Source organism: uncultured Flavobacterium sp., assembly GCF_963974175.1.
In the GTDB taxonomy this organism is placed as follows: Bacteria; Bacteroidota; Bacteroidia; order Flavobacteriales; family Flavobacteriaceae; genus Flavobacterium.
The window spans coordinates 503,651-528,026 of sequence record NZ_CAXBBR010000002.1; the positions used below are offsets into that span (position 1 = coordinate 503,651).

A 24,376-nucleotide genomic window follows, 5' to 3' on the forward strand; every position below is an offset into this window, starting at 1 on the left:
ATAAAAAAGTCTCGACATTGTCGAGACTTTTTGGTTTTATTATCGAAAGAAAACTTTAATCCTCTTTTTCGGCTAATTTTCTTTCCAGTTCTGCCTGAAATTCTTCCATAACAGGTTTCATTGTGCTTTCTGGAATATCTGCAATCCTTATGTACATCAATCCATCAACAGCATTGTTGAACAATGGATCAACATTAAAGGCAACCACTTTTGCATTTTGTTTGATGTATTTTTTGATTAAAACCGGTAAACGTAAAACACCTGGTTCCAACTCATCGATAATTTTGTCGAATTTATTTAAATCAGCTTCTGTTTCATTAAAGATAAAATCTTTATCAGCATCTTTCAGTTTTACCTTATAGGCTTTCTTAGGGTGGATATACTGCGCTATGTAGGGATCGTAATAATTTGATTTCATGAACTCAATCATCAACGATTTTGAAAAATCAGAGAATTGATTACTGATACTTACACCGCCAAGAAGAAATTTGTGTTCCGGAAAACGCAAAGTCGTATGAATGATTCCTTTCCATAGTAAGAAAAGGGGCATTGGTTTTTGCTGGTATTCCTTGATGATGAATGCTCTACCCATTTCGATAGACTTGTACATCATGTCATGTAATTCTGGTTCAAAACGAAAAAGCTCATTCAAGTAGAAACCTTCGATGCCATATTTAGGGTAGATTTCTGAGCCTAAACCCATTCTATAAGCTCCCGCGATTTTTTTTGCATCCTCATCCCATAAAAAAAGATGGTGGTAGTATTGGTCAAATTTGTCCAAATCAATAGACTCATTCGTTCCTTCGCCCACTTCCCTAAATGTGATTTCACGCAAGCGACCTATTTCATGTAGAATATTTGGAATTTTATTGGCTTCAGCAAAAAAGACTTCATAGTTTTTGCTGTGTAAAAGTCTGCAATCTGTGTTTCTTAAAGCATCGACTTCTGCAATCATTTTTTCGCCATTGGCGGGAGTTGCGATTTCTTTGGGGCTTTTAGGAATTTTTAAAGTTGGAGGAATCAGTAATTTACTTTCTTTCTCATATGGATTAGCGAGCATATAGGTTTTCTTTCTCAAGAATTCCGAATAGGCGTCGATAGTTTTGTATTCGTTTTGTTCAGCGACAGATATAGGTTTTCCAATTCTCACTTTTATAACACGATGCTTCTGGCTAAAAACTTCTGAGGGTAATTTTGCAGTACGAAAGGTCCCGCTAATTTTAGAAAGGAAGTAAAATAACCAACTGTTTTTAGCGTGAAAGTAAATAGGAACAACGGGAACTTGCGCTTTACGGATTACTTTAATTGCTCCTTCTTCCCATGGTTTGTCAACCATAAGTTTTCCGTCTTTGTAACTAGAAACTTCTCCTGCTGGAAACATTCCAAGCGGTTTTCCATCACTCAAGTGACGTAAAGTTTCCTTGATCCCTATTACGCTTGATTTAGCATCCTTATGATTTTCAAAAGGATTGACAGGCATGATGTATTTTTTGAGAGGCTCAATTCTATGCAATAAGAAGTTTGCAATTATTTTGAAATTTGGTTCTCTCTCGAGCATTAATTTCAATAACAAAACACCATCTATACCACCTAAAGGATGATTAGAAATGGTTATGTAAGCACCTTCTTTTGGTAGTCTTTTAAAATCCTCTTCGGGGATTTCAAATTTTATTTGTAAGTCGTCTAATATGGCATTTAAGAAATCAACATCTTTTAAATGTTTATTACCGTCATAAAATTCATTAAGCTTAGATATTTTTAATGCTTTCATTAAAAGCCAGCCGGAAAAAGTTCCCAGAATTCCATATTTTTCAGCATTTATTGCTTTTGCAACCTCTTTTGCGGTAACTAAACCCATTTACGTATTGTTTTTTGAGCGAAAAACAAAGATAAACAAAAAGTCTATTATTAGGTTATTTCAGGATTGTATTTTCTGGTTTTTTCTACTGTTTCATGTGTATTTTCATTACTTTTGAAATTCAAAATTATATCAAAATGAAGATTATATCTTATAATGTTAACGGAATTCGTTCTGCAATTTCTAAAGGATTCATTGACTGGTTACAACAGGCAAATCCTGATGTGGTTTGTCTTCAAGAAATTAAGGCGTCGCCGGAACAACTTCCATTATTGGATTTTGAATTAGCGGGATATCCTTATCATTATTGGTTTCCAGCTACAAAAAAAGGATATAGCGGAGTTGCTATTTTATCAAAAATAAAGCCGAACAATGTCGTTTTTGGGACGGGAATTGAGCATATGGATTTCGAAGGAAGGAATATCAGAGTGGACTTTGATGAGTTGTCAGTGATGAGTTTGTATCTGCCCTCAGGGACAAATAGTGAAAGATTAGATCATAAATTTATGTTTATGGATGATTTCCAGAATTACATTACAGATTTAAAGAAAGAGATTCCTAATCTTGTGATTTGCGGTGATTATAACATATGTCACGAAGCCATAGACATACATGATCCCATTCGAAATAAAAAAGTATCTGGTTTTTTACCGGAAGAAAGAGCTTGGCTTGATGCATTTTTGAATAATGGGTTTATCGATAGTTTTCGTTTTTTAAACAAAGAACCAGACAATTATACCTGGTGGACGATGAGAGTTCCTACTGCTAGACTCAATAACAAAGGATGGCGAATCGACTATTGTTTAGTAAGTGAACCTTTAAAAGAAAGAATAAAAAGAGCTCTTATTTTACCCGAAGCAAAACATTCTGACCATTGTCCCGTTTTAGTAGAGATAGAGTAGACTTATAATAAAATGCAACATAATTTTAAAGTATAAAAAATGATAAAAAGAATTTCACTAGGATTGTTAATTGTAGCGCTTTCAACTTCTTGCGTTTCCAAGAAAATCTACAATGATTTAGAGAATAAGTTCACCGATTTAAAGAAAGAAAACAGAACTTTATCTGATGAAAACTCAGCTCTTTTACAAGGAAAAAATCAACTAGAGCTGGATCGAGATGCTTTGAACACAGAGCTAAGCAAAGTGAAATCAGAACGCGACAAATGGCTGGCTGATTATGGTGCTTTGAGCAATAAAATGGAAGTGATGCAAGAGTCTTACAAAGCATTGGAGAAAAATAGCAACGAGGCATTGCAAAGTAATATGAGCAAGAATCGTGATTTACTTTCTCAATTAGACGCTAAAGGAAAAGCTTTGGCAATTGAACAAGAGCGATTAAGTAAAAGTGCTCAAAGGTTGCAAGAATTGGAATCATTGATTGCTGCTAAAGAGGCAACCATGAAAAAATTAAAAGAAACACTTTCAAATGCATTGAATAGCTTTGAAGGGAAAGGCTTGACCGTGGAACAAAAAAACGGTAAAGTATACGTTTCTATGGAAAATAAATTATTATTCAATTCTGGTAGTTGGGCTGTAGGTTCGGAAGGAAAGAAAGCAGTTGTAGAACTAGGGAAAGTATTGGGAGACAACCCTGATATTTCAGTTTTAATCGAAGGACATACGGATGATGATCGTTTTAGTGCATCAGGTCCTATAGCTGATAACTGGGATTTATCTACTAAAAGAGCCACTGCTATAGTTGCAATTTTAAGCGAAAACAAAAATATTAATAAGCAAAACTTAACGGCTGCAGGACGCGGAGAATTTTCGCCATTAGCTAGTAATGCATCAGCAGAAGGAAAAGCAAAAAACAGAAGAATTGAGATTATCTTAACGCCAAGATTAGATGAAATCGCAGAAATGTTGAATGAAATAAACTAAATAGTATAGTTTTAAATTTAAAAGGTTCAGCCGTAAGAAGCTGAACCTTTTTGTGTTTAATATAGTGAACGTTTCTAAAAAATCTGTTAACGGTCTACTATGAACTGTCAATAAAAGGTACATTTGTAGCTACACGCTTTTGATTTTTTTAAAACTTTTAATGTAATATATGAAATATACAACCCTACCCAATACTGAAATAAAAGTTAGCAAAATATGCCTAGGTACCATGACTTTTGGTGAGCAAAATACAGAAGCAGAGGGACATGAGCAAATGGACTATGCGCTTGAACACGGAGTTAACTTTTTTGATACAGCTGAGATGTATTCTGTTCCGGCGCGTGAGGAAACCTATGGTAGTACGGAAAGAATTCTTGGAACCTGGTTTAAAAAAACAGGAAGAAGGGAAGAAGTTGTTTTGGCATCAAAAATTGGAGGTCCTAACCCTAATTTTGCTTATATGCGCGATACCACTGACTTCTCACCTGCAAGTATAAAATATGCGTTAGACAACAGTTTACAGCGTCTTCAAACAGACTATATTGATTTGTATCAATTGCATTGGCCAGAACGTAAAACAAATTTTTTCGGTCAAAGAGGGTTTAAGGTGCAAGAAGATGATGCTTGGGAAGAAAATATTCACGCCGTTTTAGATACATTAGGAGACTTTATAAAGGAAGGTAAAATTAAGCACATCGGACTATCTAACGAAACGCCATGGGGAATCATGCGTTTTCTGGAAGAAAGTAAACACCATAATTTGCCGAGGATAAAAACAGTTCAAAATCCTTATTCATTATTGAATAGGCTTTATGAAACTGGGTCAGCCGAAATTGGCTATCGAGAGAACGTGGGATTGCTAGCTTATTCTCCTATGGCTTTTGGAGTGCTGTCTGGAAAATTCCTAACGGGAGAAAAACATCCTAAAGCAAGGATTAATTTGTTTCCTCAATATTCAAGGTACAATAGCGTCCAATGTACCGAAGCAACAAAGCTCTATCAGGAGATTGCTCGAAAAAATGGGCTAAGCTTAACGGAATTGTCACTGGCTTTTATCGAACAGCAGCCTTTTGTAACTAGTACGATTATTGGAGCTACAACAATGGAGCAATTGAAAGAAAATATAGATACTATTCAAGTCTCATTGTCTGATGAAATATTGAAAGCAATTGATGAAGTACAGGCTATAATTCCTGATCCGGCTCCGTAGTGAGGCGTAATGAAGTAATCATTATAAAAACCCAATAGGTGACAACACTTATTGGGTTTTTGCTTTTAAAGTTTTTTGAATTTTAAAATTCAAACTCTTCATTAACTGACAGCGAGTCAATCGGTATGGAATCTTGTACTTTTAATTGAAGATAAGATTTTGCTGCTCCTGAGATAAGTAGGGGCTGCGATTTGTAAATCGTATCGTCAATGCTCAGTAGCCCTCTTCTAGTCATTATGTTCGTTAAAAAGGATTCCTGTTTAGTAGCAAAATCTCTTAGTTTGCCTTGATCATTAAACTGATACATAAATTTTTTGGGGCTTGGTATGATTCGAGCCAGAAATAAGCATTCGTTGAAGGTTAATTCGGAAGGATTTTTCTGGAAGTAGAAACGACTTGCTTCACCTATTCCATATACATTGGGTCCCCATTCAATAATATTAAAATATACTTCAAGCATGCGTTCTTTGCTGACGATGCGGTTGTTTTCCAAAATGTAAACCAACAAGATTTCCTCCAGTTTTCGAGACACCGTTTTTTCGCGGGTAAGGAAAACATTTTTTATCAATTGCATGCTAATCGTGCTAGCACCACGAGAGAATTTTTTGGTTTTTATGTTTTTGACAATAGACTGTTTGAACGCTTCATTTATAAATCCATGATGGGAGAAAAAAGAAGGGTCTTCGGTTGTTAAAACACATTTTCTTAAGTAAGATGATATTTGGTCTGTCGGTGTGTAATTTGGATTAGATGCGCCTACTAAAATCGGTCGTTGCAGTACATCTTTTATAATTGCTCTGTAGACGAACTCCCCGTTCAGTTTGGTGAGATTTGCTTCTCCGTATTTCGTTATTTTTAATTTTTCCTTTTTCAAATTGCTGTCAAAAACTAGTTGGTCTGGTTTGTTTTGATTGAATTTAAAATCCAGTTTGTAATCAAAGGTTCCCTCGGCCTGCATCCCTTGAAAATTAGTAAACAAGCCATCAGGGAGAGAGGATATAAAATCCTGGGCTTTCATTTTAGGAATAACCACTTTGAGTTTGTAAATGGTGTCGGCTTCCGTATTATAAGACATGTATGGGCGGAATTTAACCTGATTGAATTGCACCGTGGAACTGCTGTCGACTGATATAAAATTAGAGCCCAGCAAGAAACGATAGTCAAACCGTGCATTTTTGATTACAACATCTTTACTGGCTATTTTAGGGTGGTTTATCCTAAAGTTGGTGATCGAAGTGAAACCATCAATATGCAATTCGCCGCCACTTTTATCGATATTTTGGATGTTTAACCGAATCGAATCAAAACTAGACTTTAGGTTATACCTTTCGTCAAAATACGGAACTTTTATAGCACCGGTGTCTTTGTTGAAGATTCTAATATCTGCTTTTTTATTTCTTGGGTCGGCAAAACCGCTAATTTTCCAACGCTGAGCAAAGGTATTAGTTTGGACATCTATGGAAGTTTCGAGCTCCTTATCAAAAAGGACCAATTTTTTAATATCGATAGTTGCTTTTTTACCATTATCATCTAGTTTAAATTTCAGGTTTTCGACGCTCATATCCGTTGGGACTAAGTTTAACGCTTTCGAAATAATTCGGTAAGCAAAAGCTGCATAATCTCTTTTTTCGTTGGTATTTGATTCTGCATTGTCTTTTTTGAGAAATGCGGCGAAATTTTTCACAGTTCCTTTCTGTACAAGTTGTACCATTCCATTTTTAATTTCCAAAGTGCCCAGTTGCACATCTCCTAATAGCAAATGCCAGAAATTAATACTGGTTTTCATTTTTTGGATGCTAAATAGTGTATCTACGTTTTTAGGGACTAAGGTAATTTCAGTAAGGCTAATACCTGAAAATCCGTCAAATGAGGCTTTTTTTATAGATAAATTGCTATTGTACTTTTGCTCGATTTTAGTCGAAGTTTTTTCAATTGCTTGCTGTAAAATAGAATCTCTAAAAACAAAAAAACCGATAGCGATTAGGAATAGGAATACCACAAACACTTTCAGGAGTAAAATTATCTTCTGTTTTCCGGTTTTCATAAATTGTAGGCTATTTTAAGAATCGATTGAGAAACAAATTTAAAAGAATATATGCTAATCTCTTTTTTAAAGTGGAATAATTATGGGATAGGAGATAATTTTTTATTTCGGTCATAAAAAAAACTACAATAATTGTGTATTGTAGTTTTATAGTAGGATGTTTTATGATTTAAATAATGCCAAATCTAAGGGGTAAATGACGTTATTTTTGATTGTAGAATTTTTTTACTTTGGCAATGATCTGGTTAGAGGTCATACTATCCGCCGTTTCAACTGACTTTAGCTTACTAGCAATAGTCGATTTTTCACCGTTGATTTTTTGTTGAAGTTTTGTTTTTGTTTCTGCAGGTCCAAAAATGTAAAGTTCATCAGATTCATTAACAGTGGATATAATGTCTTTGAAATAGCTGTTAATTTGATGCTTCTTTCTTTCATCAAAGGATTTTTGAGAGTCAATATGTTGACCGCCAAAAAAGCTTCCTTTGTCACCTTCTTTATCATGATATACTCTATTCTCAAGATCAGATTGAATTTCACTAACTGCTTCTTTTCCATCTTCGAGAGTTACAATGATTGCTTTTGTTGAGTCAATCCAAATACCTGTTTGCTTTTTCATCTTTTATACGTTTAATAATGTTATTAATTATAGTAGACAGTTCTAATTTTAATAGGAAAGTGATATTAAATGCGTAGTCTAAAATTGCTTTTAGATTGATAGTTTCGAATCAATGATTTATCAAAAGTCAACACCATAGTAGCCTTTAAAAGGGAAAAAAGATTCGTTTTATAAAAATACGAAATAAATTAGCGATAGCATAAAAATTAACATGTAAATAACTAAAGATCAATATGAATAATGTGCGATGATGTAGCTTTGTTTTATTTCTGGTTTGAAATTTTAATTGATTTTTATCCAAAAAGCATACTGGCTACATCTTCTATTTTTGCTACAAGTTGAATTTTTATTCCGGTATTTTTTAATGTAATTTTATTGTATTTGGATACGAAAATAGTGGAGAATCCCAGTTTTTCGGCTTCTTGAATGCGTTGATCAACGCGGTTCACAGGACGAATTTCTCCTGATAGACCAACTTCTCCAGCAAAACAAAAATCTTTGTTCACCGGAATGTCTTCATTAGAGGATAAAATGGCCGCTACGACCGCTAAATCAATAGCTGGGTCATCTACGCTAATTCCGCCGGTGATGTTTAGAAAAACGTCTTTGGCTCCTAAGCGGAAACCAGCTCTTTTTTCCAGAACGGCCAAAATCATATTCAGTCTCTTGGCATTGTAGCCCGTTGTGCTTCGCTGCGGTGTCCCATAAACTGCAGTGCTAACTAATGATTGTATTTCAATCATCAATGGTCGCATGCCTTCTAAGGTAGAGGCAATCGCTGTACCGGAGAGTTCTTCGTCTTTATGCGAAATTAATATTTCGGATGGATTTGAGACTTCGCGTAGTCCGCTTCCCAGCATTTCATAAATTCCAATTTCAGCAGTCGAACCAAAACGATTTTTTAGTGATCGTAAAATACGGTAGACGTGGTTGCGATCTCCTTCAAATTGCAAAACAGTATCAACCATGTGCTCCAATATTTTTGGTCCAGCAATGTTTCCGTCTTTGGTAATATGGCCAATCAATATAACGGGAATGTTGGTTTCTTTGGCAAACTTGATTAGTTCAGCTGTTGTTTCGCGTATTTGAGAAATACTTCCGGCCGTAGATTCAATGTAGTCGGTGTGCAATGTTTGAATCGAATCAATGATTACGATTTCGGGGGCAATAGCTTCAATTTGCTTAAAGATATTTTGCGTTTTTGTTTCGGTAAGGATATAACAGTTGTCACTCGATGTAGTAATTCTTTCGGCTCTCATTTTTATTTGCTTTTGGCTTTCTTCGCCAGAAACATATAAAGTTTTGTAGGGTAATTTTAGTGAAATTTGAAGCAACAATGTACTTTTTCCTATTCCGGGTTCACCGCCTAATAATATTAGGGATCCAGGAACGATACCGCCTCCAAGTACTCTGTTTAATTCCGAGTCAGTAGTGTCCATGCGGATTTCCTGTGTAGAATTGATTTCATTTATTTTTAAAGGCTTGGGTGCTTTACTTGTTACGGTTGTTTCACTTTTCCAGGCTACTTTTTCTTGTTTTTGGATAATTTCCTCGGCTATGGTATTCCATTCTTTGCAGGAGTTACACTGCCCTTGCCATTTTGCGTATTGGGCGCCACAATTCTGACAGAAAAAAGAAGTTTTTACTTTTGACATTATTTTTTTTGTGTTAAACTTTTCATGCTGTCATATTTATCAAACATCATGTCTTTTGTTAAGTTGCCAATCTCTTCTAGTTGAGATGCTTGTTGGTATTTATTAGCTGCTCTTTTTGCATCACCCATTTTCTCATACATTAAGCCCAATTGATAGGAGGCTAACATTGATTTTGGGTAGTTTTTATCGGCAATTTCAGCTAATTTATCTAGTTCATTATAAGCGTTGTTTTTTAAAATAGCAGCTTCAATTGCTTTAAAGTCATTTAGTCTGACCGGAATCTTTAGTCCTAATTTATTTGAGATTAAATCATATTTATTTGTCAGATAATCAACATATCCACTTTGAAGGGTCACTATTTTTTCTGTAAATTCAGATGAAGAAATGGGTTTGTAGGAGTCGAAAATTTGATACAAGGCGCTGGGAATCGAGTAAAGAACCAAAGAGTAATGAGAAGCATTTTGAAACTCATCATATTTATAATCAATATTTGAATTAGCAATGGTTTTTAGGTTTGCATCTAAATTTTTTATCGGCTCGCGAAGTTGTCTAATATCGCCATCAGCTGATGATTGATAGTAGAATATGGCTTTTTTTGCTTGCGCAATTTTTTCCGGAATTCGAGATTCCATTTCTGGGGCAAACTCGGGACTTAATGAGATATAGGCATCAAAAAGAGGATTGTCTTTGTAAAGGAAAAAATTCAAAAAACCGGCGGTAGTATCGTGACCTGCAATTATTTTAAACGGAGCAATGCGGTATTTTTTTTCAATATAGGGTAGTAATTCTCCGCCAATAAATTCAAAAAAGTCAGCTCCTTTTCCAGAAGGTAAGCCGTTGTCATTGTTAAAGCGGCAGTCCTCCATTCGGCTATTTCTTTGATTTATTCCAATAACAATAGTTTCTGGTAAGTCATCCCAATAGGTTCCATAATCTAAAGCTCCATAAAAAGGGTCGAATAAGTATTCGCCATCGAGTAAAATTAGTAGAGGGTACTTTTTAGTTGGATTTAGCTCATAGGTAGAAGGTAATCCCACGGTTATTTCTCTAGTTGTTCCTAACTTTTTTGAGGTAAATGATTCTGTGGTTTTTTGAGAAAACATAGAAAAAGTAAAGAATAGCAATACGAATAGCTGTTTCATGATTTAGAGGTGTTTAAAAAAATTAATTTTATTCTAAATGGAGTAGCAATATAAGACTTTAATTACTTTAATAAAAAAATAGAATCTGTAAAATAGTTTCATGCTGAAAGGGTATTTTCAGCATGAATATACAATAGTAATGGTCTTCAAAATACAGCGGTAAATTGAAGAGAGGAATTGATTTTAAATGGCTTAAGTCAAAGAGTTGTCGTTTTCATTTGGAAAAATAATCCAAGGCTTGAACGTTTTTGCTTCTTCAAACTCTAAGGTAGCGTAGGAGATAATAATGATAATATCATCTTTTTGGACTTTTCTTGCGGCTGGACCATTTAGAGTTATTTCACCTGAATTACGCTCTCCTTTTATGGCGTAGGTTTCAAAACGTTCTCCGTTGTTGATGTTTACAATAGAAACTTTTTCACCTTCAATAATATTTGAGGCGTCTAACAGGTTTTCATCTATAGTAATACTACCGATATAGTTTAAATCGGCTCCGGTTACTTTTACCCGATGAATTTTTGATTTTAATACTTGAATTTGCATGCTACAAAAGTAAATTAATTTAATGAAATGGTGTCAATCAATCTTATGTTATTGATGGTAACTGCTATGAAAGCGCGGTAGTTTTTACTGTCGCTTTTTCTTAAACAAGGTGTAAGTGTTGTTTCATCTGCGATTTGAAAATACTCTAGGTCAAAAGAAGGGTGTTGGTCGAATGATTTTTCTACCCATTTTGTTACGTCCGTGGCGCTATTTGTTTTGAATTTTTCTTTTGCGAGATTTAAAGTTGTAAAAATTAAAGATGCGTCTGATCGCTCTTGCTCTGTCAATCGCTCATTTCTAGAGCTCATGGCGAGACCATTGGATTCTCTGTAAATATCGCATCCAATTACATTGACCTTCAGCTTACTTTTCGATACCATTTTTTTTACAATTTGCAATTGTTGGAAATCTTTTTCTCCAAAATAAGCATTTGTAGGGGTTACAATTTCGAAAAGACGTTTTACGATCGTTCCTACTCCGTCAAAGTGACCTGGTCTGAATTTTCCTTCCATTTGATTTTCTAATCCATCAAAATCGAAAGCCTGGGACAGTACTTTTCCTTCGTAAATATCATCTACTGCTGGAGCATATAAAATGATATCAGTGCTTAATCCGCTTATTTTTTCTATATCTGCTTCTAATGTTCTTGGGTATTTTGATAAGTCCTCAGGATTGTTAAACTGCGTTGGATTTACAAAAATACTAACCACAGTAGTGTCGTTTTCTGCTAGTGACTGTTGCATTAAGGAAAGGTGTCCTTGATGTAATGCACCCATTGTGGGAACGAAACCAATTGTAGAATTTTGAGTCTTAATAGATTTCAAATAGTCTATCAAAGCTGCTTTTCCATAGAAAATAGGCATGGGTATTTTGTTTAAATTTAGTGCAAACATAATATATTAGTTAATAACTGCATAAATTTTTGTAATTTTGCATGGTTTTTATTACCAATAAATTTAGCAAATTACAATATGAAAGATAAGAGGATATTATATGTATCATCTGAAGTGGTGCCTTACCTGGCTGAGAATGAGGTGTCTTTAATGTCATATGACGTACCAAAGATGATTAATGATCAAGGTGGGCAAATCAGAATTTTTATGCCGAGATATGGGAATATTAATGAGAGAAGACACCAGTTACATGAGGTAATTAGGCTTTCAGGGATGAATTTAGTTGTGAATGACTTGGATATGCCTTTGATAATTAAGGTGGCTAGCATACCTAAAGAGAGGATACAAGTGTATTTTATTGACAATGATGAATACTTTAAAAGGAAAGCGACATTTGCTGATGAAGAAGGAGTAATGTATGCTGACAATGATGAGCGTGCTATTTTCTTTGCAAAAGGAGTAGTTGAGACAGTTAAAAAACTGAATTGGGTTCCAGATATCATTCATGTTCATGGCTGGATGGCGGCAATGTTGCCAATCTACATGAAGCATTATTATAAAAATGAAGCGTTGTTTTCCGATACGAAAATTGTTACATCGGTGTACAGTCAGTCGTTTGAAGGAATTTTAGATGCTGAAATGATTAATAAAATAAAGCTTGACGGGGTTCCTTTAGATGCGATTGCTGATTTAGAAAATCCAGATTATGAGAGTATTATCAAAGCAACAATTAAGCATTCTGATGCTGTTATTATTGCTTCGGAGGGTCTGTCTCCAAGTTTAACAAAATTTATAGAATCTTCAGGAAAACCTTTTTTACCTTTCGTCCCTAAAGATGAATTCGCGGAAGCGTATACCAATTTTTATAAAGACGAGGTTCTATCAATTTAAACTTTTATTATCGAATATGTACAATAATTCTTTTTTTAAGAAAATTCTATTAGTTGCGTGTGTTGTTTTTCTTTATTCTTGTGATAAAGACTATAATTCAATTGGAGATGGTCTGATAGGGGACAATCATTTTGATTTTGTAAAATACACATCAAGTGTCGTGTCTTATAATCAAAAAGTAGGGCCCATACAATCAAATAATCTTAGCGTAAATTCATTAGGAATTTATGACAATTCTGCTTTTGGGACAACCACAGCAAATTTTGCAACACAAATAGTTTTAGAGTCTGCTAATCCAACGATCGGTATTAATCCGGTAATTGAAAGTGTTGTTTTAACGGTTCCATATTTCAGTACCTTAGTATCTACGGATGCTAATGGAGATGGGACGTATAAGTTGGATTCAATTCAAGGTCCTTCAGATGCTAAAATTATGTTGAGTGTTTATGAGTCTGGGTATTTTATGAGGGATCTTGATCCTGCTGCCAGTTTTCAGGAAGCTCAAAAATATTATACAAATCAAAATTCAGATTTTAATAATGCTAAGATTGGTAGTCGTTTGAATAATTCTTCGGATGCAACTCAGAATGATGCTTTTTTCTTTAGTAATGCGCAATATAAAACTACAGTAACTACAGATGGAAAAGATGTAATTACTCGTGTTGCTCCTGGAATGCGTTTGGATTTGAATATGAGTTATTTTAAAACTAAAATAATTGATGCTTCAGCTTCAGGTAAGTTGGCTACTAATGATATTTTTAAAGATTACTTTAGAGGATTGTACTTTAAAGTTGAAAAATCTGGAAGTAGTGCTTCTAATATGGCTTCTTTAGACTTTAAAAAGGGTAAGATCACTATTAAGTACAAAGAAAACACATCTGATACTGATGCTACGAGAATTGATAAGTCGATTGTGCTTAACCTTACGGGAAACACGGTTAGTTTATTAGATCAAAGTAATACCAATACTTCTTATGCTAATGCGACAAATGCAGCAAACATCAATACAACTGTTGGAGATTCAAAATTATATCTAAAAGGTGGTGAAGGTTCTATGGCAATTTTAGAGCTTTTTAATACAACTGAATTAAAGACAATTAGAGAAAGCGGATGGTTGATAAATGAAGCTAGTCTTGTTTTTCATGTGGATGCAACTGCTTTAGGAACTGCATCTAAGCCTAACCGTATTTATCTTTATGATTTAAATAATAATCGTCCAATTGTAGATTATTATAATGATGGAAGTGCTGGAACAAATGAAAAAAACGGAAAAATTGTTTTTGGGGGTCTTTTAAATACTGTTAAAACAGAAGACAACACCTATAAAGTAAGAATTACAAATCATATTAGGAACTTAATTAAAAATGCTGATTCTACTAATGTAAAATTAGGCGTAGTAATCACAGAAGATATAAATACCATAACTTCATCTAAGTTAAGAAGTACAAGCGGTGTTATTTCACAATTCCCCAAAGCTTCTGTTATGAGTCCGTTAGGTACGGTTTTTTACGGTAGTACTGCAGCGGTTGCTGATGACAAAAGATTGAAACTTGAAATTTATTATACAAAACCTAATTAAATAAAGTATGTGTGGAATTGTTGGATATATTGGTCATAGAGAAGCTTATCCTATAGTAATAAAAGGGTTAAAAAGACTTGAGTACAGAGGGTATGATAGTGCCGGTGTTATGATATATGATGGTGATGCCATTAAATTATGTAAGACAAAAGGAAAGGTTGTGGATCTTGAAGAACGAGCTTCAAAAGAAATCACGACTAATGGAACAATAGGTATTGGACATACGCGTTGGGCAACACATGGTGTTCCTAATGATGTAAATTCACATCCTCACCTTTCTAATTCTGGGGATTTAGTAATAATTCACAATGGAATTATTGAAAATTACGCTCCTTTAAAAGTAGAGTTAATTAAGAGGGGTTATGTTTTTCATTCTGATACAGATACTGAAGTACTTGTGAATCTTATTGAAGAAGTTCAAAAGAATGAAAATATTAAGTTAGGAAAAGCAGTTCAAATTGCTCTTAACCAAGTGGTGGGTGCTTACGCGATTGCTGTTTTTGATAAAAAAAACCCAAATGAAATTGTAGCGGCGCGCTTAGGTAGTCCGTTGGCAATTGGTATTGGAGAAGGAGAATATTTTATTGCTTCAGATGCTTCTCCGTTTATAGAATACACTTCAAATGCGGTGTATTTAGAAGACGGTGAAATGGCTGTTATTAGATTAGAGAAAAAGATGAAAGTAAGAAAAATCAAAGATGATTCTTTGGTTGATCCTTATATTCAAGAACTTCAAATGAATTTGGAGCAAATTGAAAAAGGAGGTTATGATCATTTTATGTTAAAAGAGATATACGAGCAACCTGACGTAATAAAGGATACCTATAGAGGAAGACTTCATGCTAATGAAGGGATAATTCAAATGGCTGGAGTAGAGGACAATTTAGAAAAGTTCTTAAACGCAGATAGAATTATTATTGTTGCTTGTGGTACATCGTGGCACGCAGGATTAGTTGCTGAGTATATTTTTGAAGAATTTGCAAGAATATCTGTAGAAGTGGAATACGCTTCAGAATTTAGATACAGAAACCCAATAATAAACAGTAATGATGTAGTAATTGCTATATCTCAATCTGGAGAAACGGCTGATACAATGGCTGCTATTAAATTAGCGAAAGAGAATGGAGCTTTTGTTTTTGGAGTTTGTAATGTGGTAGGCTCTTCTATATCGAGAGAAACTCATGCAGGTGCTTATACACATGCTGGGCCAGAAATAGGTGTTGCATCTACTAAAGCTTTTACGACTCAAATTACTGTATTGACCATGATCGCTTTGCGTTTGGCTAAAGCCAAAGGGACATTGTCTCTTTCTGATTTTCATATGTATTTGCAAGAATTAGAGTTAATACCTGAGAAAGTAAGAGAAGCTTTGGAAACTAACGATCGTGCCAAAGAAATTGCGGCTACTTTTAAAGATGCCCCTAATTGCTTGTATTTAGGACGTGGTTATAATTTTCCAGTTGCACTAGAAGGAGCTTTAAAGCTTAAAGAGATATCCTATATCCATGCTGAAGGTTATCCTGCTGCAGAAATGAAACATGGTCCAATTGCTTTGATTGATGAGCAGATGCCGGTAGTTGTTATTGCTCCAAAACAAGGTCATTATGATAAGATTGTAAGTAATATACAGGAAATTAAGTCGAGAAGTGGAAGAATTATTGCTGTAGTGACTAAGGGCGATACTCAGGTTAGGGAATTAGCAGATTATGTTATTGAAATCCCCGAAACTTCAGATGCGTTGTCTCCATTGATTACAACAATACCATTGCAACTTTTATCATACCATATAGCGGTAATGAGAGAATGTAATGTGGATCAGCCGAGAAATTTGGCGAAATCAGTAACGGTGGAATAAGAAATTCAATAAATTCATACAAAAAAAAGCAAGATGTAAATCTTGCTTTTTTTTTGTTTAAAATATTTAAAAAGCTCAATTTTTATGATAAATGCATTTTTTTAACAAATTTTATATGTATGCATAGTATTTTAATGAATTTGAACTAAAATTTTAATTTTAATTGATAAAATAGCAATGTCGGAAATGTTAAAACCGCTTTAAAAAGCTAACAATAATGGAAAATTTTTAACGTTTTTTTATTAATATTAAAAATAATTGTACTTTGGTCATCTAAATCAATAAAATTCAACCAAATGAAAATGTATTTACTTTTATTGTCATTGTTTTTTTGCAGCTTAAGTTTTGCTCAAAATTCGATTTCAGGTACCGTTACTGACAGTGATGCTCAATCAGTTATTGGAGCTAACATTAAAATCGTTGGAGATGACGCCGGCACGGTTACTGACGGTGAAGGGAAATTTACTTTAACGTCCTCGAGTCAATTGCCTTATGTGATTGAGATTTCAAGTGTTGGGTTTATTTCGACTAAGGTTACTATTACGACAAAAAACCAAAAGGTAAATGTCACTTTAAAAGATGAGGCGAACTTACTTAATGAGATTGTGGTGTCAGCTTCAAGAACTCCTGAAAGAGTTTTAGAGTCTCCGGTTACGATCGAAAGAATGGGAATTGCTGATATTAAAAAGTCAGCATCTGCTACTTTTTATGACGGATTGGAAAATTTGAAAGAAGTACAGATGAATACAAGTAGTTTGTCGTTCAAGTCTATCAACACTCGTGGTTTTGCAACTGTTGCAAATACGCGTTTCATGCAGTTGGTTGACGGAATGGATAACTCTTCTCCTTTGTTGAACTTTGTTCTTGGGAATATGATTGGGGTGTCAGAAATAGACGTTCAAAGTGTTGAGTTGCTTCCAGGAGCATCTTCTGCTTTATACGGGGCAAATGCATTTAATGGTATTTTGTTCATGAATAGCAAGAGCCCATTTACAAGTCCAGGAATTACTGCTTACGCAAAATTTGGACAAACAAGCCAAAAAGCAGCTGGTTCAAACGACTATGTTGATTACGGAATTAGAATGGCACATGCATTTAGTCCAAAGCTAGCTGCAAAAGCTAACTTTACATACATGCGCGGTACGGACTGGTATGCTACAAATTATGATGATAAGACCGTTGCTGGAAGAGATAGAAATCATGTGAATTATGATGGTGTCAATGTTTATGGTGATGAAGTTACTACAAATATAAAAGGAGTTGCTGCTGGACTTTTGGGTGCGGGAGCTATTACTCAGGCTCAATATGCAGCTTTTAATAATATCCTTCCTAACTATAATGTAAGTAGAACAGGATATAACGAAACTGATTTAACGGATAATAAAGCTAGTAATACTAAGATTGACTTCTCTGTTCATTACAAGCCTTTTGCAAATGATCTTGAGGTTATTTGGCAAAGTAAGTTTGGGTATGGTAATGCAGTTTATCAAGGTGCAAATAGGTATTACTTGAATAACTTTTTTATGCAACAACATAAATTAGAGATTAAAGGGAAAAACTTTTTCGTGAGAGGATATACTACTACAGAAGATGGTGGAAACTCTTATGATATGCTTTTTACTGGTATTAATATTAATAGGGTGTGGAAAGATGACAAAACCTGGTTTGGTCAGTATGCAGCAACGTATGCTGGTGCTACTTTGAATGGGGCAACACCTGAAAACGCACATATTGCAGCGAGAAATGTAGCAGATACAGGTAGGTTATTGCCTGGTAGTGCTGGATTTAAATCAGCTTTTAATCAAGTAACTAATGAAGCAAGCGTGCTTTCAGGGTCAAAATTGGTTGACAATTCTAAGATCTACCATTCAGATGCAAATTATAACTTTAAAGATCTAATTAAATTTGCTGAAATTCAAGTTGGAGGTTCTTATAGAGAATATCAATTGAATTCTCATGGTAGAATATATACAGATAAAGATGGACCTATTTTGTACAATGAATATGGAGTTTATACGCAGTTAACAAGGAAGTTCATTGACGACAGATTGAAATTCACAGGTTCTATGCGTTATGATAAAGCACAGAATTTTGACGGGAATGTTTCTCCAAGAGTATCTTTAGTATATTCAGGTGGTGAAAGCAGAAGACATAATTTTAGAGCATCATTTCAAACGGGCTTTAGAAATCCATCTACTCAAGATCAGTACATTGGTTTTAACGTAGGTAGTGCAATTTTATTAGGATCAGCTCCGGATAACTTGACGAGATATAGCGAAGTGCTGCCGGTTGCGACAGTTACGGGTCAAGCTTTTGCTGGTGGTTCAAGTGTTACAATCACAGGATTAAATGCCTATAATAATTCATATACAGCATCATCAGTGAGAGCGTTTTCAGCAGCTGGAAATCCTGCATTGTTGGAAAAGACTAATATTGATTATGTTAAGCCAGAAAAAGTGAAAGCTTTTGAACTAGGTTATCGTTCATTTATATCAGGCTTTTCAGTAGATGTTAATGGGTATTATAATATTTACAATGACTTTATTGGAAATCTTAATGTAGTTGCACCTTTATATGGTACTACTCAAGATGCGCCAAGTGGAACTCCTAGCGCTACAGATCCAGGGTTTCAATCGGTACACGCGCTTTCAACTGGAAATTTTAGAGCTTTTCAATTGTACACAAATACTAAAGTTGAGATTGAATCTCTTGGTTTTGGTCTAGGTTTGTCTAGAAAAGTATACAGAGATTTTGAAGTAGGGGTTAATTATAATTTTGCTGAATTTAAATATGATCAAGCAAAAGACCCAAGTTTTGAAGCTGGTTTTAACACTCCTAAGCACAAGATAAAAGCGTCTTTCGGAAACGAAAAATTATTTAAAAACTTTGGTTTTAATGTAAGTGGAAGATATAGCAGTGCATACTTATGGCAATCTACTATGGTAGATGGTATAATCGATGCTGCTACCGTAATTGATGCTCAAATTAATTATGAACTTCCTAAATTAAAATCAACGCTTAAGTTAGGGGCTTCGAATATAGGTGGTAAAGAATATGCGCAAGTATTAGGTGCTGGATTGATAGGGCAACAGTATTTTGCTTCTTGGACAATTAACCCGTAATACTTATAAAATTTTTAAAAAAAACATACAACCATGATAAAAAATTTCAAATGGCTACTATTGGTTTCTTTAACCTTCGTAGCGTGTAATAGTGATGACGCCGTAGTGGTAGTTTCTAATTCATCTGACGGATTGCCTTTAACAGCTGGGACTGCTAATTTTTCAAAATATGTTGCATTAGGGAATTCATTGACTACTGGTTATTCTGATGGAGCCTTGTTTATTGAAGGTCAAAAAGCATCATATACAAATATAATTGCGACGCAATTTAAAGCAGTTGGTGGCGGGGATTTTAAAATTCCGTTTATGTCAGACAATATTGGTGGATTTAAAGTTAATGGAACTGTGTTTGCTGGGGCTAGAATGGCTTCGACAGGTGGTGGAGCTCCAACTGCAGTCGCAGGAACTCCTACAACGGAGATTTTAACTTCAATAGTTTCGGGAGGTCCTTATAATAATTGTGGTGTTCCGGGTGCGAAAAGTTTTCATTTGCTGTCACCGAGTTACGGTAGTGCAGCAGGTATTTCTTTAGGAACAGCTAATCCGTATTATGTTCGTTTTGCTCCAAATGGTACTACTTCCGTTTTGGCTTATGCAATGTCTCAAGCGCCAACTTTCTTTTCGCTTTGGATAGGAAATAATGATGTCTTGGGTTATGCAGTTAGTGGGGGAGATGGAACAAATCCAATTACACCTTCTGCAGGTCCTGCAGGTGCAGGTTTTGATGCTACTTATGACGCTTTGATAAATACATTGACCTCTGGAGGGGCTAAAGGAGTTGTCGCAAACATTCCTTACGTAACTACAACTCCATTTTTCACGTACATCGCGGCAAATCCAGTACCACTTAGTGCAACACAAGTGGCGCAGTTGAATCCGTTATTTGGTGCAATGAATAGTATGTTAGCAGCAGCTGGTCAGCCAGCTCGTTTCCAGACTTTAGCAGCTACTTCAACGAATCCACTTTTAATTGCAGATGAAATGTTAGCGTATGATGCTACTGCTTTGTTTACTGGTGGATTTACTCAAGCAGGATATCCGGCAGCAACTGCGGCATTTTTAGGAAATCTTTACGGTAAAGCACGTCATGCTAGTAATGCTGCAGCAAGTAGAGATTATATTTTATTAACTGCAGGTGCAACTATAGGAACAACTAAGGCGGGTTATCCGGCTACTAGTAGTACAATTGGAGTAACTTTCCCTATGGAAGACAAGGCAACTTTAACTGCTAGTGAAGTGGCTTTGATAAAAACAGCTACAGACGCTTATAATGCAAAAATCAAAGCGGTTGCAACGGCTAAAGGATTAGCTTTTGTTGATGCTAATGCTTTAATGGCACAAGTTGCTGGTCCTGGATTTTCGGCTAATGGATTTACAGTAACATCTGCGTTCATTACAGGTGGTGGTTTTTCTACAGATGGGGTACATCCTTCTCCAAGAGGCTACGCAATGATTGCAAATAAATTTACTCAAGCAATTAATACGACCTATGGTTCAAATCTAAAAGCAGTTGATCTAGGAAATTATAGAATATTATTTCCTAAAGCTCTTTAAAGTTTAAAGTTAAGTTATATAAAACCATCCCTAAACGGGGATGGTTTTGAGTTTTTACCCTTTTCATTTTCATGTTTGTCATTTGAAAATGGGATATTTACAAAAGGCTATGTTTTTTATCAAAAAAAATATTGATTTTTTATTTTAAAAAATTATCTTTGCACCCTGAGAAAAGGGTCTAATCGATATGTTTCGGTTAGTTCTATTTCATAAACCTAAATAGCTATTTAATAAATACATAAGTAATGTCAAAAGTAATAGGAAAAGTTGCCCAAATCATTGGCCCAGTAGTTGATGTAGTTTTCAACGGTAAAGATGTTGAACTTCCAAAAATTTATGATTCATTAGAAATCACAAAAAAAGACGGTACTTTATTAGTACTTGAAGTGCAATCTCACATTGGTGAAAACACAGTTCGTACCATTTCGATGGACTCAACAGATGGTTTGAGTAGAGGTTATGAAGTAGTTGGAACAGGGAATCCTATCCAAATGCCGATTGGAGCTGATGTTTACGGTCGTTTATTCAACGTAATTGGAGATGCAATCGATGGTCTAGGAAACTTGCCAAAAACAGGAGAAAACGGAATGTCAATTCACCGTCAAGCTCCTAAATTCGAGGATTTATCAACTTCATCTGAAGTTTTATTCACAGGTATTAAAGTAATTGATTTAATTGAGCCTTACTCAAAAGGGGGTAAAATTGGATTGTTCGGTGGTGCAGGTGTTGGTAAAACAGTATTGATCCAAGAGTTGATTAACAATATCGCAAAAGGTCACGGTGGACTTTCAGTATTCGCAGGAGTAGGAGAAAGAACACGTGAAGGGAATGACTTACTTCGTGAGATGTTAGAGTCAGGAATTATAAAATACGGTGATGAATTCATGCACTCTATGGAAAATGGAGGATGGGATTTATCTAAAGTGGATATGCCAGGAATGAGAGAGTCTAAAGCTACTTTCGTTTTCGGTCAAATGAATGAGCCACCAGGAGCTCGTGCTCGTGTAGCACTTTCTGGATTATCTATTGCTGAATATTTCCGTGATGGAGCAGGAACTGATCAAGGGAAAGATGTATTATTCTTCGTTGATAATATCTTCCGTTTTACACAAGCAGGTTCTGAGGTTTCGGCACTTTTAGGTCGTATGCCATCTGCAGTAGGATACCAACCAACATTAGCTACAGAAATGGGAGCGATGCAAGAGCGTATCACATCTACAAACAAAGGTTCTATTACATCTGTACAAGCGGTTTACGTACCTGCAGATGATTTAACAGATCCAGCACCAGCAACAACGTTTGCTCACCTTGATGCAACAACAGTATTGTCTCGTAAAATTGCTGAATTAGGTATTTATCCAGCGGTTGACCCGTTAGATTCTACTTCAAGAATTTTGACTCCACAAATTTTAGGGGATGAGCATTATGACTGTGCACAAAGAGTAAAAGAGATTCTTCAAAAATACAAACAATTGCAAGATATTATTGCGATTCTAGGTATGGAAGAATTATCGGAAGAAGATAAATTAGCGGTTTCTAGAGCACGTCGTGTTCAACGTTTCTTATCTCAACCATTCCATGTTGCAGAGCAATTTACAGGTTTAAAAGGAGTTTTAGTTGATATCAAAGACACTATTAAAGGATTTAATATGATTATCGATGGTGAATTAGATCACTTACCGGAATCAGCATTTAACCTTAAAGGTACAATTGAAGAAGCTATCGAGGCTGGAGAGAAAATGTTGGCAGAAGCTTAAAAAATAGTTTAAGGTTTAAAGTTTAAGGTTCAATCGCAACCTTAAACTTTAAACTTTTAAACCTTTAACTATAAAAATATGTTATTAGAAATAGTATCACCGGAAGCATCATTGTTCAAAGGAGAAATAACTTCAATATCTGTACCAGGTGTTGATGGAAGTTTTCAAATTTTAAATAATCACGCGCCAATAGTTTCGTTGCTTCAAAAAGGGACTGTAAGTATTGCAGCTCCAAATTTTGAGTTTAGCAAGGAGACAGCGGGTTTGTTTACTAAAGTAAGTGCTGAGAATTATACATTAGTTATCTCTGCAGGAACTTTAGAAATGAAAGACAATAAAGTAATTGTATTAGTTGATTAATACAGTCTTAATTTATAAAAAAAAACGTCAAGCTTTGCTTGACGTTTTTTTTTGTGTTTTAGTTTTTTTCTGACTTTATTTTAGGGCTTATATGTTTTCGGTTATAACCTTACTAACATTATAATGCGTTTTGTTTGTTTTTTATAAGCTTATATAATAGATAAAGAGATGATACTATCGCAAGTCCAAAGATGAATTTTAAATCAAATGTATTGTTGTAAAACAAGGCCAAGCTAATTTGCAGTAGGAACAATATGATTCCGATGATAGGTTTTTTCATGATTTAAAATAATAGAGTTAAGTATTCTGCTAATAATCCGGTTCCAATTCCAAAAACAAAAGTAATCGCAATCAATATTGCGGGGATTCTATATCCCCCTAGTTTTTCTTTTGTTAAAACTACTGTGAAAAGTCCGTAGGAAGGTGCTGTAAATAGCATTGCGGCAATTACTCCATTACTAAAACCAAGTTGCAATAGTATTGTTCCTAATAGAATTTCGAATAATACCGGTACTGATAACATAGTTCCTATAAAAGAAACAATTATTAAAATAACTAGTGGATTGTAAGCTAAGATAGTATGTAGTACTTCGTTTGGGAAAAATGCTCTAAAAAGTGCTGTAAATAGAGTTCCAATAAGCATTAACGGAATTAGTTTGTAAGCAATAGTTCCTACCGCAATCAACCAATCTTCAGTGGCTTTTATTAAGGTTTGGAATATTGATTTTTCTGGAAAATAGCAGGATATCTTTTCGAATACTTCACTCTTTACAGGAATCGCTTCTTTCTTAGTTATTGCTTTTGATATTTGAGGAATAACGACTAATATCATTATTATGCTGAATATAATCCTTGAAATCACAATAGCAGGACTGAAGATGCCAAACATGGTTACTATTCCAATGATGTTAAGCAAAGCGCCTCCAAGAATAATTCCTAGTGTAGCTTCGGTACTTCCTTTTTGGGAAGTTACGCTAACGCTAGTAACAGCAGAACAATTGGCGCACATGTTTAGAGGCATTCCGAAAGCACTTCCGATAGCTGCTCCTTTTATTCCTTTTAGTTGTATTAACTCTTCAAATTTTTTCCATGATAGTAGTAATGATAAAGCCGCACCACCTATAATTATCGCAAAAGTCATTCCTGTAGCATTTGCTTCCCAGAAATTAGCGGACCCTTTTATAGTTGCAACTGCAAAACTATCAGAGGAGTCGATATGAAATCTTTCATGGTAGCCTAGTTGACCATGTTCATGAGGTTTGTCACATTTTCCTTCGATGCATATTACTTTTTTAAATTCAGCTTGAAAACGGCTTGCGCTTAAAAAAAGCACTAGAAAACTAACTAAAAGAAATAGTTTAATGATGTTTTCTTTGTTTGTGTATGTGATATTAGTTGTCATCTTCTATAAATT

18 protein-coding genes are annotated in these 24,376 nt (G+C 34.9%); 10 read left to right on the top strand and 8 right to left on the bottom strand.

Translation table 11 applies throughout. The features are described 5' to 3' along the window. Positions 1-55 precede the first annotated feature (55 nt). Positions 56-1,858 (bottom strand): lysophospholipid acyltransferase family protein, encoded by a 1,803-nt coding sequence (locus tag AAC069_RS05125; protein WP_339919407.1) that lies wholly within the window; start codon positions 1,856-1,858, stop codon positions 56-58. 137 nt (positions 1,859-1,995) lie between these two features. On the opposite strand from AAC069_RS05125, the gene AAC069_RS05130 reads away from it, so the two are divergent. The 3 genes from AAC069_RS05130 (at position 1,996) to AAC069_RS05140 (ending at position 4,951) form a co-directional block, all read left to right on the top strand. Next, a complete protein-coding gene (locus AAC069_RS05130) occupies positions 1,996-2,760 on the top strand; it encodes an exodeoxyribonuclease III (RefSeq protein WP_339919408.1) in 765 nt (254 codons plus the stop codon). A 39-nt stretch (positions 2,761-2,799) separates the two neighbouring features. Beyond that, positions 2,800-3,741, top strand: a complete 942-nt coding sequence (locus AAC069_RS05135; protein WP_339919409.1) for an OmpA family protein — start codon at positions 2,800-2,802, stop codon at positions 3,739-3,741. Between the two features lie 169 nt (positions 3,742-3,910). Then, positions 3,911-4,951 carry an aldo/keto reductase gene (locus AAC069_RS05140; protein ID WP_339919410.1) on the top strand — a complete coding sequence of 347 codons (1,041 nt, stop codon included), beginning with the start codon at positions 3,911-3,913 and terminating at the stop codon, positions 4,949-4,951. A gap of 82 nt (positions 4,952-5,033) precedes the next feature. Here AAC069_RS05140 and AAC069_RS05145 read toward each other — a convergent pair whose 3' ends face one another. The 6 genes from AAC069_RS05145 to panC form a co-directional block, all read right to left on the bottom strand. Then, on the bottom strand, positions 5,034-6,995 hold the full coding sequence (locus AAC069_RS05145; RefSeq protein WP_339919411.1) for a biosynthetic peptidoglycan transglycosylase: 1,962 nt from the start codon (positions 6,993-6,995) through the stop codon (positions 5,034-5,036). 202 nt (positions 6,996-7,197) lie between these two features. Continuing rightward, positions 7,198-7,611 (bottom strand): hypothetical protein, encoded by a 414-nt coding sequence (locus tag AAC069_RS05150; RefSeq protein WP_091085223.1) that lies wholly within the window; start codon positions 7,609-7,611, stop codon positions 7,198-7,200. Between the two features lie 293 nt (positions 7,612-7,904). Further along, complete coding sequence (gene radA, locus AAC069_RS05155; RefSeq protein WP_339919412.1) at positions 7,905-9,266, bottom strand: DNA repair protein RadA; 1,362 nt, start codon at positions 9,264-9,266, stop codon at positions 7,905-7,907. Continuing rightward, positions 9,266-10,408: an alpha/beta hydrolase-fold protein gene (locus AAC069_RS05160; RefSeq protein ID WP_339919413.1), complete on the bottom strand. Its 1,143-nt coding sequence runs from the start codon at positions 10,406-10,408 to the stop codon at positions 9,266-9,268. Before AAC069_RS05160 ends, radA begins: the two co-directional genes overlap by 1 nt. A 192-nt stretch (positions 10,409-10,600) precedes the next feature. Further along, positions 10,601-10,951 carry an aspartate 1-decarboxylase gene (gene panD / locus AAC069_RS05165; RefSeq protein ID WP_091085215.1) on the bottom strand — a complete coding sequence of 117 codons (351 nt, stop codon included), beginning with the start codon at positions 10,949-10,951 and terminating at the stop codon, positions 10,601-10,603. A 14-nt stretch (positions 10,952-10,965) separates the two neighbouring features. After that, entirely contained in the window at positions 10,966-11,844 is an 879-nt protein-coding gene (gene panC, locus AAC069_RS05170) for a pantoate--beta-alanine ligase (protein ID WP_339919414.1), read from the bottom strand. 78 nt (positions 11,845-11,922) lie between these two features. Here panC and AAC069_RS05175 point away from each other — a divergent pair, with 78 nt between their 5' ends. The 7 genes from AAC069_RS05175 (at position 11,923) to AAC069_RS05205 (ending at position 22,962) form a co-directional block, all read left to right on the top strand. Continuing rightward, a complete protein-coding gene (locus tag AAC069_RS05175) occupies positions 11,923-12,735 on the top strand; it encodes a glycogen/starch synthase (protein WP_339919415.1) in 813 nt (270 codons plus the stop codon). Positions 12,736-12,751: 16 nt separating this feature from the next. Further along, entirely contained in the window at positions 12,752-14,314 is a 1,563-nt protein-coding gene (locus AAC069_RS05180) for a DUF4270 domain-containing protein (protein WP_339919416.1), read from the top strand. A 7-nt stretch (positions 14,315-14,321) separates the two neighbouring features. Then, a complete protein-coding gene (glmS, locus tag AAC069_RS05185; protein ID WP_339919417.1) occupies positions 14,322-16,169 on the top strand; it encodes a glutamine--fructose-6-phosphate transaminase (isomerizing) in 1,848 nt (615 codons plus the stop codon). Positions 16,170-16,465: 296 nt separating this feature from the next. Then, positions 16,466-19,291, top strand: coding sequence for a TonB-dependent receptor (locus AAC069_RS05190; protein ID WP_339919418.1), 2,826 nt, complete (start codon positions 16,466-16,468; stop codon positions 19,289-19,291). 33 nt (positions 19,292-19,324) lie between these two features. After that, entirely contained in the window at positions 19,325-20,845 is a 1,521-nt protein-coding gene (locus AAC069_RS05195) for a G-D-S-L family lipolytic protein (protein WP_339919419.1), read from the top strand. A 245-nt stretch (positions 20,846-21,090) separates the two neighbouring features. Then, entirely contained in the window at positions 21,091-22,602 is a 1,512-nt protein-coding gene (atpD, locus tag AAC069_RS05200; protein WP_073204939.1) for a F0F1 ATP synthase subunit beta, read from the top strand. Positions 22,603-22,680: 78 nt separating this feature from the next. Next, positions 22,681-22,962: a F0F1 ATP synthase subunit epsilon gene (locus AAC069_RS05205; RefSeq protein ID WP_339919420.1), complete on the top strand. Its 282-nt coding sequence runs from the start codon at positions 22,681-22,683 to the stop codon at positions 22,960-22,962. 283 nt (positions 22,963-23,245) lie between these two features. Here the strand turns inward: AAC069_RS05205 and AAC069_RS05210 are convergent, their stop codons facing one another. After that, positions 23,246-24,364 carry a permease gene (locus tag AAC069_RS05210; RefSeq protein WP_339919421.1) on the bottom strand — a complete coding sequence of 373 codons (1,119 nt, stop codon included), beginning with the start codon at positions 24,362-24,364 and terminating at the stop codon, positions 23,246-23,248. Positions 24,365-24,376: the final 12 nt, after the last annotated feature.

What these genes read in the sequence shown, in the direction of transcription:
- AAC069_RS05125 (WP_339919407.1), bottom strand. Translation starts at nt 1,858, where the DNA reads ATGGGTTTAGTTACCGCAAAAGAGGTTGCAAAAGCAATAAATGCTGAA.
- AAC069_RS05130 (WP_339919408.1), top strand. Translation starts at nt 1,996, where the DNA reads ATGAAGATTATATCTTATAATGTTAACGGAATTCGTTCTGCAATTTCT.
- AAC069_RS05135 (WP_339919409.1), top strand. Translation starts at nt 2,800, where the DNA reads ATGATAAAAAGAATTTCACTAGGATTGTTAATTGTAGCGCTTTCAACT.
- AAC069_RS05140 (WP_339919410.1), top strand. Translation starts at nt 3,911, where the DNA reads ATGAAATATACAACCCTACCCAATACTGAAATAAAAGTTAGCAAAATA.
- AAC069_RS05145 (WP_339919411.1), bottom strand. Translation starts at nt 6,995, where the DNA reads ATGAAAACCGGAAAACAGAAGATAATTTTACTCCTGAAAGTGTTTGTG.
- AAC069_RS05150 (WP_091085223.1), bottom strand. Translation starts at nt 7,611, where the DNA reads ATGAAAAAGCAAACAGGTATTTGGATTGACTCAACAAAAGCAATCATT.
- radA (WP_339919412.1), bottom strand. Translation starts at nt 9,266, where the DNA reads ATGTCAAAAGTAAAAACTTCTTTTTTCTGTCAGAATTGTGGCGCCCAA.
- AAC069_RS05160 (WP_339919413.1), bottom strand. Translation starts at nt 10,408, where the DNA reads ATGAAACAGCTATTCGTATTGCTATTCTTTACTTTTTCTATGTTTTCT.
- panD (WP_091085215.1), bottom strand. Translation starts at nt 10,951, where the DNA reads ATGCAAATTCAAGTATTAAAATCAAAAATTCATCGGGTAAAAGTAACC.
- panC (WP_339919414.1), bottom strand. Translation starts at nt 11,844, where the DNA reads ATGTTTGCACTAAATTTAAACAAAATACCCATGCCTATTTTCTATGGA.
- AAC069_RS05175 (WP_339919415.1), top strand. Translation starts at nt 11,923, where the DNA reads ATGAAAGATAAGAGGATATTATATGTATCATCTGAAGTGGTGCCTTAC.
- AAC069_RS05180 (WP_339919416.1), top strand. Translation starts at nt 12,752, where the DNA reads ATGTACAATAATTCTTTTTTTAAGAAAATTCTATTAGTTGCGTGTGTT.
- glmS (WP_339919417.1), top strand. Translation starts at nt 14,322, where the DNA reads ATGTGTGGAATTGTTGGATATATTGGTCATAGAGAAGCTTATCCTATA.
- AAC069_RS05190 (WP_339919418.1), top strand. Translation starts at nt 16,466, where the DNA reads ATGAAAATGTATTTACTTTTATTGTCATTGTTTTTTTGCAGCTTAAGT.
- AAC069_RS05195 (WP_339919419.1), top strand. Translation starts at nt 19,325, where the DNA reads ATGATAAAAAATTTCAAATGGCTACTATTGGTTTCTTTAACCTTCGTA.
- atpD (WP_073204939.1), top strand. Translation starts at nt 21,091, where the DNA reads ATGTCAAAAGTAATAGGAAAAGTTGCCCAAATCATTGGCCCAGTAGTT.
- AAC069_RS05205 (WP_339919420.1), top strand. Translation starts at nt 22,681, where the DNA reads ATGTTATTAGAAATAGTATCACCGGAAGCATCATTGTTCAAAGGAGAA.
- AAC069_RS05210 (WP_339919421.1), bottom strand. Translation starts at nt 24,364, where the DNA reads ATGACAACTAATATCACATACACAAACAAAGAAAACATCATTAAACTA.